Genomic DNA, 18,688 nt, shown 5'->3' with positions numbered 1-18,688 from the left:
GGTTAAGGCCTGCGCTGTCGCACCAAATGCTTGAACCCTTCAAACACCAGCACCAGCACCGCCATCCAGATCGGGATATAGGTCAGCCATTCGCCGGCCTTGATACTCTCTCCCAGCAGCAGCGCCACGCCCAGCAGCAACACCGGTTCGACGTAGCTCAACAAGCCGAACAGGCTGAACGGCAGCAGGCGACTGGCAATGATGTAGACCACCAGCGCTGAAGCACTGATCACACCGAGCAGCGGGATCAACAGCGACAACCATGGATGCTGGTCAAACACGCCAAAACCCTGTGCACCGCTCTGAACGAACCAGAAGGCCACGGGCAGCGTCAACGCCATGTCCAGCCACAAGCCGCCGAGGTTGTCCGCTGCCAGTCGTTTGCGCAGAACGAAGTAAGTCGGATAACCAATGCAGACCAGCAAGGTCGCCCAGGAAAAACCACCAACCTGATACACCTCGTTGACCACGCCCAGGCAGGCGAACACCACGGCGACCTTTTGCAGGTACGACAGGCGTTCGCCATAGGCGATCCGCCCGGTCAACACCATGGTCAGCGGCAGCAGGAAATAACCCAGGGATACATCCAGGCTGTAACCGTTGAGCGGCGCCCACATGAACAGCCACAATTGCACGCCGAGCAGGGCAGAGGAGGCGATCAGCGCGCCAATCAGCTTCGGATCGGCCTTGGCGCGCCGTACGATCTCCAGCACACGCTTCCACTCACCGGACACCACCATGAACACGGTCATGCACGGCACAGTCAGCAGCATCCGCCAACCGAAGATTTCCACGCCGCTCAAGGGGGTGAGCAGCGACGTGTAGTAATACATGACGGCAAACAGCACCGAGGCTGAAACCGATAGAGCGATACCTTTAGACAAGCTGTCCTCGCGTGATTTTGAGTGAGAGTGAAACGGGCGCAGAGGATACGTGTTTTTTCAGGCGAATATTGACCGATCAATCAACACGGAACCTGTGGGAGCGAGCTTGCTCGCGATAGCGGTACACCAGCCAACATTGATGTTGAATGTGAATCTGCTATCGCGAGCAAGCTCGCTCCCACATGGGAAAGGGCTGATCAGCTATTGCGCGGTTTACGCCCCGAAACAAAATGGCTCACATCATTGAACCCCGGTGTCGACGGGTGCCCCGGTGTCACCAGCGAATCGATGAACGCCTCGTCCTCGGCCGTGATCTTCACCGCCTGCGCCTTAGTGTAGGCGTCCCATTGCGCTTCGGTACGCGGCCCGACAATGGCCGAGGTCACGGCGCTGTTGTTCAGCACCCAGGCAATCGCGAACTCGACGATGCCGACGCCGCGCTCCTGGGTGTACTGCTGGATCTGCTGGGCGATGCGCAGGGATTCGACGCGCCATTCAGTCTCAAGGATGCGTTTGTCCTGGCGACCGGCACGGCTGTTGGCGTCCGGTTTCACATCCGGCGCGTATTTGCCGCTGAGCACTCCGCGCGCCAGCGGGCTGTAGGGCACCACGCCCAGACCGTAGTTTTGCGCAGCGGTGATCTGCTCGGTTTCAGCCTGGCGGTTGACGATGTTGTACAGCGGCTGGCTGATCACCGGCCGGTCAACGCCGAGCTTGTCGGCCACGCGAATCACTTCGGCGATGCGCCAGCCACGATAATTGGACAGACCCCAATAGCGGATCTTGCCCTGGCGAATCAAGTCGCCGATGGCCGATACCGTGACGTCCAGCGGCGTGTTGTGGTCTTCACGGTGCAGGTAGTAGATGTCGAGGTAGTCGGTGCCCAGGCGCGTCAGGCTGGCGTCGATCCCGTTGAACAGATGCTTGCGGCTCAGACCGCTGCGGTTGGGAACACCGTCCACGGGACCGAAACCGACCTTGGTGGCCAGCACCCATTCATGACGGCGACTGGCGATGGCCTCGCCGACGATTTCCTCTGAATGGCCGTTGGTGTAGACGTCGGCGGTGTCGATGAAATTGATGCCCTGGTCCCAGGCCTTGTCAATGATCCGCAGGGAATCTTCGGTACTGGTCTGTTCGCCGAACATCATCGTGCCCAGGGTCAGGGTGGACACCTGCAGACCCGAATGACCCAGTGTGCGATAGCTCATGAGCAAATCCTTTTACCGGTGGGAAAGGCTCAATCAGATACCAGAACTGCACCCTGGAGCAAACGCAAATCGAATCAAATGTGGGAGCGGGCTTGCTCGCGAAGGCGGTGGATCAGTCGACAATATTGTTGTCTGACACTCCGCCTTCGCGAGCAAGCCCGCTCCCACACTGGATTTGTGGGGATCAGGCGCGCAGGGTACGAGTCATGCGCAACGCCAGCAGACTGCCGCAGACAATCACCCCGGCCAGCAGGTACAGCGCCGCATCGGTCGAACCGGTGCTGTCCTTGACCCAACCCACCAGGTACGGGCTGAGGAAACCAGCCATCTGGCCCATCGAGTTGATCAGCGCCAGGCCACCGGCGGCTGCACCGGCACTGAGCAGGGCGGTCGGCACCGGCCAGAACATCGGCAGGCCGGTGAGGGCGCCCATGGTGGCGATGGTCAGGCCGAGAATCGCAATGGCCGGGTTGGCGGCGAAGTTCACCGCGATCAGCAGCCCCAGCGCGCCCATCAGCATCGGCACCACCAGATGCCAGCGACGCTCCTTGCGCAGGTCCGCGGAGCGGCCCACGACCAGCATGAACACCGCCGCCAGCAGGTACGGAATCGCACTGAGCCAGCCGATCACCAGGTTATCGCTGAAGCCCAGGTTCTTGATGATCGACGGCAGCCAGAAGTTGATCGCGTACACGCCGCTCTGGATGCAGAAGTAGATCAGGCCGAAGGCCCAGATTGCCGGGTTCTTGAACACTGCCAGCAGCGAATCAGTCGTGGTTTTCGGTTTGTTGGCCAGGTCTTCGGCGTGGTCGGCTTCCAGCACCGAACGCTCGAACGGGGTCAGCCATTTCGCATTGGCGTAACTGTCACTGAGCAGGAAGTAAGCCAGCGCGCCGAGGATCACGGTCGGAATGCCTTGCAGCAGGAACATCCACTGCCAGCCGGCGAGACCGCCCTGGCCTGCGGCGAAGTGGTTGAGAATCCAGCCGGAGAAGGGGCTGCCGAGCAGACCGGAGACCGGGATCGCCGACATGAACAGCGCCATGATGCGGCCACGGCGGAAGGTCGGGAACCACTGCGAGAGATACAGCACCACGCCCGGGAAGAACCCGGCTTCGGCGGCGCCGGTGAACAGGCGCAGGGTATAGAACTCGGTCGGCGTGGTGACGAACAGCAGGCAGGTCGACAGCGTGCCCCAGGTGATCATCATCAGCGCGATCCAGCGCCGTGGACCGAATTTGGTCAAGGCCAGGTTGCTGGGTACGCCGCACAGCACGTAACCGATAAAGAAGATGCCGGCGCCCAGGCCGTACACGGTTTCGCTGAACTTCAGCGCGTCGAGCATCTGCAGCTTGGCAAATCCAACGTTGACCCGGTCGAGGTAGTTGAACAGGTAGCAGATGAAAATGAAGGGGATCAAACGCAGGGTGATGCGCTTGTAGACGGCGTTTTTGTCGTCAGCGATGGCCTCGGACGCTACGGCGCTCTGTGTCATGGCGGCTCTCTCTTTATTATGATTTTTTGCGATGCAAAGGGTAACGTTGATCGCCCAGAGAGTCTCGACCACCCTCAGGGTGGCTGTCTTTGTGCCTGAGCACAGGGTTTGCAACCAAGGCCTGTGCGGGTGAACAACCCGTTCCACCACCGTCTTCAAGGATCACTTGCATGTTCGAACTCGATCACGACCTGGCCCAGGACATCGTCGACCGGGCGATGGCCATTCTGCCGTACAACGTCAACGTCATGGACAGCCAGGGCCTGATCCTGGGCAGCGGCGAACCGGAGCGGGTCAACACCCGCCATGAAGGCGCGCAACTGGTCCTGGCCAACGGCCGCGTGGTGGAGATCGATGCGCAGACGGCGATTCATCTCAAGGGCGTGCAGCCGGGCATCAACCTGCCGCTGTTGCTCGATCAGCGCCTGATCGGCGTATTGGGTATCACCGGCGAACCCGAGCAACTGCGCACCTATGCCGAACTGGTGCGCATGACCGCCGAGATGCTGGTAGGCCAGCGCAACCAGCAGGCCGAACAGCAATGGCGGCGCCAGCGCTGCGATGATCTGCTGGCGCTGCTGCTCAGCGAGGCCGGAGATTCTCCGCGGCTGATCGATGAAGCGCAGCAGTTGGGCCTCAAGCCACAAATGACCCGGGTGCCATACCTGTTCGAACTGGGCCTGGAACATGCTGCGGGGCAAACCGTCGAGGCACTGAGTGCCTGGTTGACCACCCGCCACCCGGACAGTTGGTGCGTCAGCTCGGCCAAAACCTCGTTGCTCTGGTGTCGGCCGGCCAGTCAGTCGGTCGAGAACGAGCGCTTGCTGGAAAAGCTTGACGGCCTCGGCTGGAACATCCTGCGCATTGCCGTCGGTGGGCAAGCCGATGGGCTGGCGGGGTTGCGTCGCTGCTATCGCCGGGTAGGTGACTTGCTGGCCTACGGGCGCGAAGTGTTGCCGCGCTCCCGGCTGTTGACGCTCAACCGCTATCGGTTGCCGGTGATGCTCTGGCGCCACCGCAACGACGACGCCCTCGACGAATTGCTCAACCCGCTGCGCAAGGTCATTGCCAAGGACAGCAATGGTCAGTTGCTGGCAACCCTGCGCAGTTGGTGTGAACACGACGGCCAGAGCCAGGCCTGCGCCGATGCGCTGGGCATTCATCGCAACAGCCTGCGTTACCGCATGGAGCGGATTGCCGAGCTCAGCGGCGTCGACCCGCTGCGACTCGATGGCATGCTCGCGTTGTACCTCGGCGTCCAGCTCCTCCCGCAAACCGAAGCAGGCCCCCTGTAGGAGCTACCGCAGGCTGCGATCTTTTGATCTTGCTTTTCAAGATCAAAAGATCGCAGCCTGCGGCAGCTCCTACGGGGTCGGTGTGAATGCCGGTTTGTGGAAATGAACAATAATCCTCTTTGCCGCTTGTGCAGCGGACCGGCGTTATTGTTCATGGCGGCTGGCAGCATGTGGCCATTGGAACTGGAGAATTCCCATGAAAATCGTGATCGCCCCCGATTCGTTCAAGGACAGCCTCAGCGCTCAAGGCGTGGCGGACGCCATTGCCCTGGGATTGGCGCAGGTCTGGCCTGATGCCCAACTGATCAAATGCCCGATGGCCGACGGCGGGGAAGGGACTGTCGAGTCGATACTGGCCGCGTGCGAAGGCGAACTGCGTCGCACTCTGGTACGCGGGCCGCTGGGGGCCATGGTGGAGGCCGCCTGGGGCTGGTTGCCGCAGAGCCATACCGCAATCATCGAAATGGCCGAGGCCAGCGGTTTGCAGTTGGTCCCGGTGGCGCAGCGCGACGCGTGCATCAGCAGTACTTTCGGCACCGGACAATTGATCCGTGCCGCACTGGATGCCGGTGCACAACGGGTGATCCTGGCGATTGGCGGCAGCGCGACCAACGACGGCGGCGCCGGTGCCATGCAGGCCCTGGGCGTTAAATTGCTCGACGCTCAGGGACAGACCCTGTCACCGGGCGGACTCGCCCTTGCGCAATTGGCCCGCGTGGACCTGAGCGACATCGATCCGCGTCTGGCACAGGTGCGCTTCGACATCGCCGCCGACGTCAATAACCCGCTGTGCGGCCCCCACGGCGCCTCGGCGATTTTCGGCCCGCAAAAGGGCGCCTCGCCCGTGCAAGTCGAACAACTGGACCGGGCGCTGGGCCACTTTGCCGACCATTGCGCGGTCGCTTTGCGCAACGACGTTCGCGACGAACCGGGGAGTGGCGCGGCGGGTGGCCTGGGGTTTGCCGCCAAGGCGTTCCTGGGCGCGCAGTTCAAGGCCGGGGTCGAGGTGGTCGGCGAACTGGTGGGCCTGGCCGAGGCGGTTGCAGGCGCCGACCTGGTGATCACCGGCGAAGGGCGTTTCGATGCGCAAACCTTGCGTGGCAAGACGCCATTTGGTGTGGCGCGTGTCGCCGGGCAGCACGACGTGCCGGTCATCGTCATCGCCGGTACGCTGGGCGAGGGGTACCAGGCGCTTTATGAGCACGGCATTGACGCTGCGTTCGCCCTGGCAAGCGGGCCGATGACCCTGGAACAGGCCTGCGCCGAGGCGCCGCGCTTGCTGCGTGAGCGGGCAACCGACATCGCGCGTGTCTGGCGGATGGCCGTCCGCTGCGACTGAGGGTTTTTCTGTGGCGAGGGAGCTTGCTCCCGTTGGGCTGCGCAGCGGCCCCATTCAATGGCGGTTGCTGCGCAACCGAGCGGGAGCAAGCTCCCTCGCCACAAAAAGCGCCGATGGCAATTTTGAGGCTGGATTTGAACGCCATGCTGGCGCGTTTCGTGATTTGAGATAGGGTTGTGGCTTGGAGCACCCGCGCGACAGGAGAACGAGATGCGCTACTCAGCCTTGACCCAACGAATCGCCGGTGACGGAGCGGCGGCCTGGCAGATTCACGATCGAGCGCTGCATTTGCGCGAACAGGGCGTCGACGTCCTGCTGTTGTCCATTGGCGACCCCGACTTCGATACGCCGCAACCCATTGTCCAGGCCGCCATCGCCAGCCTGTTGGCCGGTGATACGCACTATCCTGAAGTGCGCGGCAGTCGAGGGCTGCGCGACAGCATTGCCCGCCGGCATCGGCAACGCAGCGGCCAGGTGGTGGATGGCGAACATGTGATCGTCTTTCCGGGGGCGCAGTGCGCGGTGTATTCGGTGGCGCAGTGCCTGCTCGACCCGGGCGATGAAGTGATTGTCGCCGAGCCGATGTACGTGACCTATGAAGGCGTGATCGGCGCGTGTGCGGCTACCGTGGTCCCGGTGCCCGTGCGCCCGCAGAACGGGTTTCGCGTCGACCCGCTGGATGTCGCGGCGCGGATCACGCCCAGGACACGCGCCATACTGCTCAACAGTCCGAACAATCCATCCGGCGCCAGTTTGCCACTGGCCATCTGGCAGGAGCTGGCGGCGCTGTGCATTCGTCACGATTTGTGGCTGATCAGCGACGAGGTCTACAGCGACTTGCTGTTCGAAGGCCAGCACATCAGTCCGGCGAGTCTGCCGGGCATGGCCGAGCGCACCGCGACGATCAACAGCCTGTCCAAGTCCCACGCCATGAGCGGTTGGCGGGTGGGCTGGGTGATCGGGCCCAAACCCATGGCGGGTCACCTGGTCAATTTGTCGCTGAGCATGCTGTTCGGCATTCCGGATTTCGTGCAGAACGCTGCGCAGTTGGCGCTGGACCGGGACCTGCCGGAAGTGGCCTCGATGCGTGAAGAGTATCGCCAGCGCCGCGACCTGGTGTGTGCAAGCCTGGGGCAATGCCCGGGGCTCAAGCCGATACGCCCGGACGGCGGAATGTTCGTGATGGTCGATGTGCGCCAGACCGGGCTGTCGGCCCAGCGCTTCGCCGAGCGACTGCTGGAAGGTTATGGCGTGTCGGTGCTGGCCGGTGAAGCTTTCGGGCCGAGTGCGGCGGGGCATATCCGCATCGGTCTGGTGGTGGATCAGATGAAGCTGGCTGATGCATGCCGGCGCATTGCTTTGTGTGCGACGGATTTGCTGGAGGTGCGGCGGGCCTGAAGGGTTGTGTCGCCTGTGCTCGCGAAGGCTGCCTGACAGGCGCCGACTACCTCAGCCCTTCCACGCTCGAGCGTTCACCAGATTGGCCGGCCGCTCACCGGCCAGTGCCGCCAACAGGTTGTCCACCGCGCACCTGGCCATGGCCTCCCGTGTTTCATGGGTGGCCGAGCCGATGTGGGGTGTCGCCACCACGTTGTTCAACTGCAGCAATGGCGAGTCCTGATTCAAGGGTTCGCGGTCGAATACGTCCAGCCCCGCCGCGCGAATCCGACCCGTGCGCAAGGCGTCGATCAGCGCCGCTTCGTCCACCACTTTGCCCCGCGAAATATTGATGAAGATGGTCTCCGGACGCATCTGGGCGAACTGCTCTGCGCCGATCAGCCCTTGGGTTTCAGCGGTCAGCGGTAACGTCAGGCAAACGAAATCGGCCTGTTGCAACAGTTCCGGCAGGCTTCGATAGTGCGCATTGAACCGCTGTTCCACTGCCGGTTTCGGTGACTGGCTGTGGTAGATCACAGGCATGCCAAACCCGCAATGCCCGCGCTGCGCGAGGGCCTCGCCAATACGGCCCATGCCGATGATGCCCAGGGTTTTGCCGTGCACGTCGCTGCCGAAATGCGCAGGGCCGATGTTGCGGTGCCATTGGCCGGCGCGAACCATATTCGCCAGTTCCACCACCCGTCGGGCAGTCGCCAGGATCAGCGCAAAACCCGTGTCGGCGGTGGTTTCGGTGAGCACATCCGGCGTGTTGCTCAGCAGGATTCGCCGTTCGGTGAGGTAGTCGATGTCGTAGTTGTCGACGCCCACCGAGACGCTGGCAATGGCTTGAAGGTCGGGCGCCAGGTCGAGCAGTTCGGCATCCAGTTTCAGGCTGGCACCGAGCAAACCGTGAGCGCGGGGCAGGGCATCGCGCAGTTTGCCCAGGCCCTCGGCATCAAGGTTTTCGATCAGCGTCACTTCGGCCTGCTCGTGCAGGCGAGCCATCAATAGCGGCGAGAGTTTCTTGTAGAGGACGACCTGCTTTTTCATCTTCGAGATCTCGATTTCAGTTCAGGAATGTGCCGTGGCGGCGCGCGTTAACGTGGCCGAGGGCCGCTCCCGGTCGCTGGCGCCGGGCTTGAGGAAAATCGTCAGTACCACCGAGAACATCAACGCGCCGCTCATCAACAGGTACGACGCGCCCGGCGAGCCGGTGGAGCTGTTCAGGTAACCGACCAGATAGGACCCGCCAAACGAGCCAAGGGCGCCCATGCTGTTGATCAGCGCCATGGCGCCGCCCGCGACGTTGGCCGGGAGGATCTCCGGGATGATCGCGAAGAAGGGGCCGTAAGGCGCGTACATGCAGGCGCCGGCAATCACCAGCAGGGTGTAGGACCACCAGAAGTGTTCGGCACCCAGGGCGTAGGAGCCATAGAAGGCGATCGAGGCAATCAGCAGTGGCGGCCAGACGAAACGTTTACGTTTTTGCAGTTTGTCCGAACCCCAGGACACCAGCAGCATGCCGATCACCGCCGCCAGGTACGGCAGCGCCGACAGCCAGCCGGCCTGGACCATATCCATCTGCGCGCCGGCCTTGAGGATCGACGGCAGCCACAACACGAAACCGTACACGCCAATGCTCCAGCAGAAAAACTGCAGGGCCAGGATGATCACTTTGGGAGAGCGGAAGGCTTCGGCGTAGTTCTTCACGGCCTTGATGCCGACCTGTTCGGCGGCCAGTGCGCTTTCCAGATCCTGCTTTTCCTGATCGTTGAGCCACTTGGCCTGTGACGGACGATCATCGGCCAGGCGCCACCAGATGAATGCCCACAACACTGCCGGCAATCCCTCGACGATGAACATCCAGCGCCAGCTGTAGTGCTGCACCAGGTAGCCCGAGACCACCGACATCCAGAGCATGGTCACCGGGTTGCCGAGGATCAGGAAGGTGTTGGCCCGCGAGCGTTCGGCGCGGGTGAACCAGTGGCACAGGTAGATCAGCATCGCCGGCATCACGGCCGCTTCGACCACGCCGAGCATGAAGCGAATGACGATCAGCCAGTAGGCATTGGAGACAATCCCGGTCAAGGTCGCCAGGCTGCCCCAGAGGATCAGGCTGACGAAAATCAGCTTCTTCACACTGTGTTTCTGCGCGTAGATCGCGCCGGGCACCTGGAAGAAAAAGTAGCCGAGGAAGAACAGCGCGCCGAGCATCGACGACAGGCCTGGTGTGATCATCAAGTCCGCCGCCATGCCGGACGCGGCGGCGAACCCATAGTTGGCGCGATCCAGATACGCCAGGCTGTAGGTGATGAACACGATGGGCATGATGTACCACCAGCGGCGGGTGGCGAGCGTTGCGGTTTTCATGAGTGGTGCTCCTGAGCTTGTTGTTTTTGTCGCAGCAGGTAACGGTTGGATCTTCAGTGCCTGTACTGGCCTCATCGCGAGCAAGCTCGCTCCCACATTGGATCTACGTTCGACATAAATCCCCTGTGGGAGCGAGCTTGCTCGCGATGGCGGCCTCGAATTCGCTGAGCATTTCGGATCGGGTAGGCAACCCCTCCATATCCCCCCGGCTCTGCACCGCACGGCTGCCAGTCCAGTTGGCGCGTTTCACGGCCTCGGCAAAGCTGTGGTTTTCCAGCAGCGCGCTGATCATGCCGACGGCAAAACCATCGCCGGCGCCCACCGTATCGACCACCGTGGCCACCGGCACGCCAGCGACGAAACCTTGATCAAGATGGGTGCGGTAGTAAGCACCGTGCGGGCCAAGCTTGATCGCCACGGCTTCGGCGCCCTGGTCGAGGTAGAAGGCGGCAATGTCGGCCGGGTCTTCGAAACCGCTCAGCAAGCGACCTTCGCTCAAGCCCGGCAGCACCCAATGGGCGAGGGCGGCGAGGCGGTTGATCTCGGTGATCATTTGTCGTTCGCTGGCCCACAGGCTCGGGCGCAGGTTCGGGTCGAAGGACACGCTGCGCCCGGCCTCGCGCATGCGGGTCATCAACTCGAACGACATCTGCCGCGCCGACTCCGACAGCGCCGGGGGAATGCCGGTGGCGTGCAGGTGCCGGGCCTTGAGCAACTCGGGCACGATCGATTGCGGCGACAGGTGACTGGCCGCCGAACCACGGCGGAAGTACTCGACCAGCGGATCGCTGCCGTCGTCGGTACGGGACTTGAGTTGAAACCCGGTCGGGTGGGCGGTGTCGATGTCGACGTGGCGGCAATCCAGGCCTTCTTTTTCCAGGGTGTCGACCACGAACCGGCCCAACGAATCGGCACCGACACGGCTCAGCCATGCCACGTTAAAGCCCAGTCGGGAAAGGCCAATGGCGACGTTGCTGTCAGCCCCGGCAATGCGTTTGTGGAAAGCGCCAACGCTGGCCAGGTCGCCAGCCTGCTCGGCGACGAACATTGCCATGGTCTCGCCGAAGGACAGAATATCGATCTCAGACATGAGCATTCTCCCGTTGCGACTGGCCGAGGCGGGCGAGGGCCGCCACGTGTTCGCGGGTCAGTTGCACCAGGTCATCGCCTTGCAGCGGATATTCCGCGGCCCGCATGACACCTTGGGCCATGTGCTGCAGCAGCTGCTCCCACTGTTGCAAGTCGCTGGCGGTCGGCGGGATGGCGACCAGCTTGTCGTCGGCGCGACGCGTAACCGCTTTGCAGTGCACATAGCCGACGTGGCGTCCGAGAAGGCGCGCGGCGCTGGCGGCAGACTGGTCCTGCCAGTGCCAGTTGCCGATATCGAAGGTCATTTTGATCGGCAAGTGGTGTTGCTCGACTTCAGTGAAAAAACGCTGGAAGGGTTCGATGCGGCCACCGTGCAGGGTCTGGTCGTTTTCCACCAGCAACTGCACGGGGCTGGCATCCAGCAGCCGGGCGAGGGCGTGCAGGTCGCAGTTGTCAGTGAAATAGCCCAGGGACACTTTCAGCCATTTGGCACCGAACGCCTCGGCGCGTTGCAGAGCGGTGATCAGTTCTGGATTGGGCCTGGATTGTCCGGCCAACCAGAGTTCCATTGGCGACGAATACACGCTCTCCAAGCCTTCCGCCTGAGTGGCATTGGCCAGTTGAGCGGGGTCCTCAACGGTCAGCAATTCCTCGCGCCACTCGATGCGCGTGGCGCCGGCGGCGGCCAGTACTTCGATAAAACTGCCTTGGCCGCGCTGGCGTACCAGGTCGGCGCCGTAGCTGGAGAGGCTGATGGAAACGGCGGGTTTGTTCATTGTTGTTTTACCTCTGAAACCGGTTTCATTTTTGTTCAAAAAAAGGGTGATCTTTAGGGCCCCATCGCGGGCAAGCCCGCTCCCACAGGATCTCTGGGGTACACAAAATTTGTGAACGACACAAATCACCGTGGGAGCGGGCTTGCCCGCGAAGAGGCCCGAACATTCACCGAGAATTTCCAAGGGTTGAGCCCCTGACAATCAACCGCGCGGAAAAATCCAGCGTCCGCACCGCCCCGTCATCCCCCCGCAGCCGCTTGAGCAGACACTCAAACGCGCTGGCGCCAATCTCGGTGGTCGGCTGGGCCAGCGCGGTTATCCCGCTACCCACCAACGGATACCAATCCAGGTCATCGAGGGCGATCAAGCCCACATCCTCGAACAGGTTGCACTTGAGTTCACGCAACGCATGGGTGCAGGCCAGCGCCGCAATGCCGTTCGCGCAAAACAGCGCTTTCAGGCCGGGGCCGGGCGTGTCGAGGAAGGTTGCAAGTTTTGCGGTCAGTTCGCTGCCGGTTTCGATGAGGCTGCCATGGAGGGCCGGACGCAGGGCAATCTGTGCCTTGAAACTGCCGACCCGTTCGATCCGTGAACTGGTGCCATCGAATGGTTCGGTCACCATCAACACGTCGCGGTAGCCGCGTTCTTCAAGATGCGCGAGGGCCATTTCAACGGCTGCCGGATTGTCCAGCCCGACCATGTCGCTCTCAAGGTGCTCGACCTTGCGGTCCACCAGCACCAGGGGCATTTCCCGGTGCAGTTCGTGCAATTCGTCACGGTGATGACCCAGGGTGTTCACGATCAGGCCTTCGATGTTGTACGAGCGCAGCAGGGCCAGGTGCTGGCGTTCTTGCTCGTCGTCGCGGTCGGTGTTGCACACCACCAGGCTATAGCCGTGCTGACGGCAAGCGGTTTCCACCCCGTGCATCACGGCAATTGAATAAGGGTTGCGGATATCGGCCACCAGCATGCCGATCAGGCGGGTGCGCCCGCGTTTCAGGCCGCGGGCCATCTGGTTCGGGCGATAGCCCAGTTCGGCAATCGCCTGCTCGATGCGTTGGGCGATGGCATCGGAGAGAAGGGCGCGGTCTTCGCCGATGAACCGCGAAACGCTGGCCTTGGAGACCTTGGCGTGTTCGGCCACGTCGAGCATGGTCACGCGGCTGCGCTGGGCGGCGGAAAAATCGTTCACGGTCTGAAACCTTCTTATTGGATTTATAAGGTCGAGCGCTTCGTGAGATAACGCTGAAACCGGTTTCAGAAGACACCAAAAGCCAATTCGCCGTCAAGCCCCGGATTGTCGATTGTCGAACAAACACCGACGGGTGGCGTTCAGGCCAGCACGCTCAGCCACGCTGAACCCAGCAGCAACAGGCCCATGCAGCGATTGAAACGTTGCATGGCCCGGGGCGAGCGCAACCAGCGACTCGACCCGGCACCGAGCAGCGCCCAGACACCCAGGCAGGGCAAGGAAACCAGGAAAAACACCCCTGAAAGATTGATCACATGGACGAGCCGATCTTCGCCCGCTCCAGCGAAGACACTGACCACCGCCAGCGCCATCATCCAGGTTTTCGGGTTGATCCATTGCAGGCTGGCGGCGCCCACCCAACCCAGCCGAGCAGCGGTTTTCTGCGTGCTGATGGCTTCGGCCGGCGAACGGATAATCTGCCAGGCCAGATAACTCAGCCAAGCTACCCCGACCCATTGCATGACGTTTTGCAACGCGGGCCAGGCCGTCAGTGAGGAGCCAACGCCCGCGCCCACCAGCAACACCAGCGTCGCGGCACTGGCGCAGGCGCCCAAGATAATCGGCAGGGCGGCGCCCAAGCCGTATCGGGCACTGTTGCTGAGCACCAGAATGTTGGTCGGTCCGGGTGTGATGGACGCCACAAAGGCAAAGAGCAGGAAGGGCAGTAACGTCGGGAAAGAAGAGAGCATCGCGGGCAAACTCCGGTAAAGATCAGTGAAACCGATCTTCACGATCCCAGGCGTTACTTGTCTGGAAGATTTGAGCAGCGCTTGCGGTACAGCGCCGGTGTCAGGCCGTAGGCGCGCACGAACCAGCGGCCCAGATGGCTCTGGTCGGCAAAGCCCAACGCCATCGCCACCGTCGCCGGTTGCTCGCCTCGGGCCAGCATTCGCCGAGCGGTTGCCAGGCGCAACTGCACCAGATACGCGTGGGGCGCCATGCCGTAAGCGGCCTTGAACGCACGGGTCAGGCGGAAGCGGTCGACGCCTGTGACGGTTGCCAGTTGATCGAGGCCGATGTCGTATTGCGCGTGGGCATGCAGGTAGTCCCGGGCCTTCTGCGCCACGCGCGGCAGACGCGGGTCCTGGCCATCGCGGGCGCGCCAATGCAAGTGGCTGGTCAGGCGCTCGAGCAACACGTCGAGGGCGGTCTGGCGGACGATCTTCAGCTCACCGCGATGCAGGGTTTCAAACGCCAGGCTGGTGGCCTGGGCCAGACGCGCATCGTTGGCCAGGGTGGCAGCGAAACCCAGTTGACTGTTGTCGGGGGCATGATCGAACACGGCGCCGAGTTCGCGCTGTAGCCACTGTGGATCGAGGTACAGCATGCGGTAGGTAAAACCGTCGGCGGTCGGTGCTTCTCCGTCATGGATGTCACCGGGTTCGAGCAGAAACACCTTGCCCGGGGTGCTCTGGTGCCTGGCCCGTCGGCAATTGAATTGCTGAACCCCTTGCTCGGTGACGCCCACCAGATAACTGTCATGCCAGTGCGGGTCGTAGGCGTGGCCTTCGAAATGCGCGCGCAGGGTCTCGATGCCGGTGTCGGCGTCCTGGGACAGATCGATCCAGTTGTGAGCGTTCATGTTGCACCTGCGGGACGGATAACCGAGCTATTTAACGCCTGCTGGAAGTGCGATGACTAGAACGTTTGTGCAGGCATCAGTTGAACAGACCCGCCGCAATATTGATTGAGAACCCAAGGATGGCGGTGTTGAACAGAAAACCGATCAACGACTGCGCCAGCACGATCTTGCGCAAATCACGGGTCGCCACGCCGACGTCCGAGGTCTGCACCGCCACGCCGACGGTGAACGAGAAGTACAGGAAGTCCCAGTAATTGGGCGTCGTCAGGCCTTCGGCAAAGCGCAGCGCCGGCTCTTTGCCTTCCCAGGTATAAAACAGGCGCGCGTAGTGCACGCTGAATATTACCCCGATCAGCAGCCACGAACCGATCACCGTCAGCGCGGTGAAGCCGTAGTGCAGGAGTCTGCGCGTGGTTTCCAGGTCTTTGCTGCCGGCCAGTTCGAAGGTGATGGTCGCCAGGCTGGCCAGGGCGGCGATGCACACCACCAACAGCACCAGCCCGGCGTTTTCGTCTTCGATTTCGGCGATGCGTTTCACGTCGGTCGCTTTTGAACGCACGGTGAGCCAGAGCATCAATAGCAGGTAGATCCACACGCCGGCATTCCAGCCGAAGAGGATCTTGCTGATCAGAGAATCGGCCGGAACCAGAATGCCCACCACGATGCCCAGCAGGACGGCGGCGGACAGGCGAGGGTGGGTGCGGGTGAGGAAAGACATGGAGGCTCGATGGGGTTGGGGCTTTGCAATCACCTTAGCCCAGGGTGGTCAGTTCTGACTATATTCCTGAAACCAATGAGATCCCTGTGGGAGCGGGCTTGCCCGCGATGGCGGACCGTCTGGCAACATTGATGTTTGATGTGACGGCCTCATCGCGGGCAAGCCCGCTCCCACAGGTTTTTGTGGTGTTGGTCAGTGTTGTTTATGGCGCTTGCGCACCAGCTTCATCACCACCACAAAAAACACCGGCACGAACACCACGGCCAGTGTCGCCGTGATCATCCCGCCGATCACCCCGGTGCCGATGGCCTGCTGGCTCGCCGAACTGGCGCCTGTGGCAATCGCCAGGGGCACGACGCCCAGGATGAACGCCAGCGAAGTCATGACGATCGGCCGCAACCGCAGGCGTGCCGCTTGCAGGGTGGCGTCGACCAGGTCGTGGCCTTCGTCGTACAGGCTCTTGGCGAACTCGATGATGAGGATCGCGTTCTTCGCCGACAGGCCGATGATGGTGATCAGCCCGACCTTGAAGAACACGTCGTTGGGCATGCTGCGCAAGGTCACGGCCAGCACCGCGCCGAGCACGCCCAGCGGCACCACCAGCAGCACCGAGGTCGGGATCGACCAGCTCTCGTACAACGCCGCCAGGCACAGGAACACGATCAACAGCGACAGCCCGAGCAGGATCGGCGCCTGGCTGCCGGACAAGCGTTCCTGCAACGACAACCCGGTCCATTCCTGGCCCAGGCCCGCCGGGCCTTGCGCCACTAACCGCTCGATCTCGGCCATGGCTTCGCCGGTGCTGTGGCCCGGCGTCGGTTCACCGGAAATGCTGATCGCCGGGTAGCCGTTGTAGCGGGTCAACTGCGCCGGGCCCTGGGTCCATCTGGCCTGCACGAAGGCCGACAAGGGCACCATTTTTCCGTGGCTGTTGCGCACGTGGATCTTCAGCAGGTCTTCCACCTGGCTGCGCTGGTCGCCCTCGGCCTGCACCACGACGCGCTGCATCCGCCCCTGGTTGGGGAAGTCGTTGATGTAGGCCGAGCCCACGGCCGTGGACAGCACGTTGCCGACGTCGGCAAAGGACACCCCCAGCGCGTTGGCCTGCTTGCGGTCGACCACCAGTTGCACCTGCGGCGCCTCGGCCAGGGCGCTTTCGCGCACGTTCATCAGGATCGGGCTTTTTTCGGCGGCCGCGAGCAAGTCGGTGCGCGCTTGCATCAGCTTCTCATGGCCGAGGCCACCGCGGTCCTGCAGGCGGAACTCGAAGCCGCTGGACGTACCCAGGCCATCCACGGGCGGCGGCAGTACGGCAAAGGTCACCGCGTCCTTGATCTGGCTGAGGGCGACGTTGGCCCGGTCGGCAATCGAAGCCGCCGAATCTTCGCTGCCGCGCTCGGACCAGTCTTTGAGCGTGCTGAACGCCAGCGCCGCATTCTGCCCGCTGCCGGAGAAGCTGAATCCGAGAATCACCACGCTGTCGCGAATGCCTGGCTCGCCGGCGTTGTGCGCCTCCACCTGCTCGGCCACCTGCACCGTGCGGTTCTTGCTCGCGCCCGGTGGCAACTGGATGTCGGTGATGGTGTAGCCCTGGTCTTCCACCGGCAGGAACGAGGAGGGCAGGCGACCGAAGGCCAGGCCCAGGCCGATCAGCAGCACGCCGTAGATCAACAGGTAGCGCCCGGTGCGTTTCAACGCATAGGCGACCCAGCCTTGATAGCGCTCGGTCAGTTGCTCGAAGCGGCGGTTGAACCAGCCGAAGAATCCGCTCTTTTCGTGGTGCTCGCCTTTGGCAATCGGCTTGAGCAGCGTCGCGCACAGGGCCGGGGTCAAGGTCAGGGCGAGGAAGGCCGAGAACAGGATCGAGGTGGCCATCGACAACGAGAACTGCTGGTAAATCACCCCGACCGAGCCTTGCATGAACGCCATCGGAATGAACACCGCGACCAGCACCAGGGTGATGCCGATGATGGCCCCGGTGATCTGCTGCATGGCCTTGCGCGTGGCTTCCTTGGGCGACAGGCCCTCGGTGGCCATGATGCGCTCGACGTTCTCCACCACCACGATGGCGTCGTCCACCAGAATACCGATGGCCAGCACCATGCCGAACATGGTCAGCACGTTGATCGAAAACCCCAGCGCCAGCATGGTCGCAAAGGTGCCCATCAACGCCACCGGTACCACCAGTGTCGGAATCAGCGTGTAGCGGATGTTCTGCAGGAACAGGAACATCACCGCGAACACCAGCAGCATGGCTTCGCCCAGGGTGTAGACCACCTTGGTGATCGAGACCTTGACGAAGGGGGAGGTGTCGTAAGGGATCGAGTACTCGACGTTTGCCGGGAAGTAGCGCTTGAGTTCATCCATCTTCGCCCGCACCAGGGTCGCGGTGTTCAGGGCGTTGGCGCCCGGCGACAACTGCACGGCGACGGCGGTGGACGGCTTGCCGTTCAGGCGCGTGGAAAACTGGTATTCCTGGCTGCCGATCTCGACCCGCGCGACATCGCTGATGCGCACGGTCGAACCGTCGGGGTTGGCCTTGAGGACGATGTCGGCAAACTCTTCGGGGGTCGACAACTGGCCCTTGACCAGGATGGTCGCGGTAATTTCCTGGGTGGTGCGGGTCGGCAGATCGCCGATGCTACCGGCCGACACCTGGGCGTTTTGCGCGACGATGGCGGCGTTGACGTCCGCTGGCGTCAGGTTGAAGGCGAGCAGTTTCTGCGGGTCGATCCAGATCCGCATCGCCCGCTCGGCGCCGTACAGCTGCGCCTTGCCGACGCCGTCCAGGCGCTTGATCTCGTTCATCACGTTGCGCGCCAGGTAATCGCTGAGCGCCACGTCGTCGAGCTTGCCGTCGCTGGACGTCAGGGTGATCAACAGCAGGAAACCGGAGGAGACTTTCTCCACCTGCAAACCTTGCTGGATGACCGCTTGCGGCAGGCGCGACTCCACGGCTTTGAGGCGGTTCTGCACATCCACCTGCGCCAGTTCCGGGTTGGTGCCCGGCTGGAAAGTCGCCTTGATGGTCGCGCTGCCGAGGCTGCTCTGGGATTCGAAATACAGCAGATGATCGGCGCCGTTGAGTTCTTCCTCGATCAGGCTGACCACGCTTTCGTCCACGGTTTGCGCCGAAGCGCCCGGGTACACGGCATAGATTTCGATCTGCGGCGGTGCGACGTCGGGGTACTGCGCCACCGGCAACTGCGGAATGGCCAGGGCACCGGCCAGCAGGATGAACAATGCGACCACCCAGGCGAACACCGGGCGGTCGATAAAGAACTGCGGCATAAAAAAGCG

General features: G+C 62.6%; 15 protein-coding genes. 3 read left to right on the top strand and 12 right to left on the bottom strand.

The annotated features are described in order from the left end of the window. Positions 1-2: 2 nt before the first annotated feature. The 3 genes from rarD to C9422_RS09555 all read right to left on the bottom strand — a co-directional run bounded on the left by rarD (position 3) and on the right by C9422_RS09555 (position 3,590). The gene (gene rarD / locus C9422_RS09565) at positions 3-884 is read right to left on the bottom strand and encodes an EamA family transporter RarD (RefSeq protein ID WP_007979058.1); all 882 of its coding nucleotides are present in this window, start codon (positions 882-884) and stop codon (positions 3-5) included. 197 nt (positions 885-1,081) lie between these two features. Beyond that, positions 1,082-2,095: an aldo/keto reductase gene (locus C9422_RS09560; protein WP_116580470.1), complete on the bottom strand. Its 1,014-nt coding sequence runs from the start codon at positions 2,093-2,095 to the stop codon at positions 1,082-1,084. Between the two features lie 184 nt (positions 2,096-2,279). Then, the gene (locus C9422_RS09555) at positions 2,280-3,590 is read right to left on the bottom strand and encodes an MFS transporter (protein ID WP_116580469.1); all 1,311 of its coding nucleotides are present in this window, start codon (positions 3,588-3,590) and stop codon (positions 2,280-2,282) included. 170 nt (positions 3,591-3,760) lie between these two features. On the opposite strand from C9422_RS09555, the gene C9422_RS09550 reads away from it, so the two are divergent. The 3 genes from C9422_RS09550 to C9422_RS09535 all read left to right on the top strand — a co-directional run bounded on the left by C9422_RS09550 (position 3,761) and on the right by C9422_RS09535 (position 7,622). After that, positions 3,761-4,885, top strand: coding sequence for a sugar diacid recognition domain-containing protein (locus tag C9422_RS09550; protein ID WP_116580468.1), 1,125 nt, complete (start codon positions 3,761-3,763; stop codon positions 4,883-4,885). A gap of 196 nt (positions 4,886-5,081) precedes the next feature. After that, the gene (locus C9422_RS09540) at positions 5,082-6,224 is read left to right on the top strand and encodes a glycerate kinase (RefSeq protein ID WP_116580467.1); all 1,143 of its coding nucleotides are present in this window, start codon (positions 5,082-5,084) and stop codon (positions 6,222-6,224) included. A 210-nt stretch (positions 6,225-6,434) separates the two neighbouring features. After that, positions 6,435-7,622, top strand: coding sequence for a pyridoxal phosphate-dependent aminotransferase (locus C9422_RS09535; protein ID WP_116580466.1), 1,188 nt, complete (start codon positions 6,435-6,437; stop codon positions 7,620-7,622). 51 nt (positions 7,623-7,673) lie between these two features. Here the strand turns inward: C9422_RS09535 and C9422_RS09530 are convergent, their stop codons facing one another. The 9 genes from C9422_RS09530 to C9422_RS09490 form a co-directional block, all read right to left on the bottom strand. Continuing rightward, a complete protein-coding gene (locus tag C9422_RS09530; protein WP_116580465.1) occupies positions 7,674-8,651 on the bottom strand; it encodes a D-glycerate dehydrogenase in 978 nt (325 codons plus the stop codon). Positions 8,652-8,672: 21 nt separating this feature from the next. Next, on the bottom strand, positions 8,673-9,971 hold the full coding sequence (locus C9422_RS09525) for an MFS transporter (protein WP_007970960.1): 1,299 nt from the start codon (positions 9,969-9,971) through the stop codon (positions 8,673-8,675). A gap of 103 nt (positions 9,972-10,074) precedes the next feature. Then, a complete protein-coding gene (locus tag C9422_RS09520; RefSeq protein WP_116580464.1) occupies positions 10,075-11,061 on the bottom strand; it encodes a sugar kinase in 987 nt (328 codons plus the stop codon). After that, positions 11,054-11,836: a sugar phosphate isomerase/epimerase gene (locus C9422_RS09515; RefSeq protein WP_116580463.1), complete on the bottom strand. Its 783-nt coding sequence runs from the start codon at positions 11,834-11,836 to the stop codon at positions 11,054-11,056. The genes C9422_RS09520 and C9422_RS09515 overlap by 8 nt, the downstream gene beginning before the upstream one ends. A 166-nt stretch (positions 11,837-12,002) precedes the next feature. Further along, positions 12,003-13,028 carry a LacI family DNA-binding transcriptional regulator gene (locus C9422_RS09510; protein WP_116580462.1) on the bottom strand — a complete coding sequence of 342 codons (1,026 nt, stop codon included), beginning with the start codon at positions 13,026-13,028 and terminating at the stop codon, positions 12,003-12,005. Between the two features lie 140 nt (positions 13,029-13,168). Next, on the bottom strand, positions 13,169-13,777 hold the full coding sequence (locus tag C9422_RS09505) for a LysE family translocator (protein ID WP_116580461.1): 609 nt from the start codon (positions 13,775-13,777) through the stop codon (positions 13,169-13,171). A 53-nt stretch (positions 13,778-13,830) separates the two neighbouring features. Further along, positions 13,831-14,670, bottom strand: coding sequence for an AraC family transcriptional regulator (locus tag C9422_RS09500; RefSeq protein ID WP_116580460.1), 840 nt, complete (start codon positions 14,668-14,670; stop codon positions 13,831-13,833). 76 nt (positions 14,671-14,746) lie between these two features. After that, positions 14,747-15,388 carry a DUF1345 domain-containing protein gene (locus tag C9422_RS09495; protein WP_116580459.1) on the bottom strand — a complete coding sequence of 214 codons (642 nt, stop codon included), beginning with the start codon at positions 15,386-15,388 and terminating at the stop codon, positions 14,747-14,749. Between the two features lie 192 nt (positions 15,389-15,580). After that, the gene (locus C9422_RS09490; RefSeq protein ID WP_116580458.1) at positions 15,581-18,679 is read right to left on the bottom strand and encodes an efflux RND transporter permease subunit; all 3,099 of its coding nucleotides are present in this window, start codon (positions 18,677-18,679) and stop codon (positions 15,581-15,583) included. Between the last annotated feature and the right edge of the window lie 9 nt (positions 18,680-18,688).

Source organism: Pseudomonas sp. B1(2018) (genome assembly GCF_003097365.1).
Classification (GTDB): domain Bacteria; phylum Pseudomonadota; class Gammaproteobacteria; order Pseudomonadales; family Pseudomonadaceae; genus Aquipseudomonas; species Aquipseudomonas laurylsulfatiphila.
This window is presented reverse-complemented; position numbering and strand designations above follow the sequence as displayed.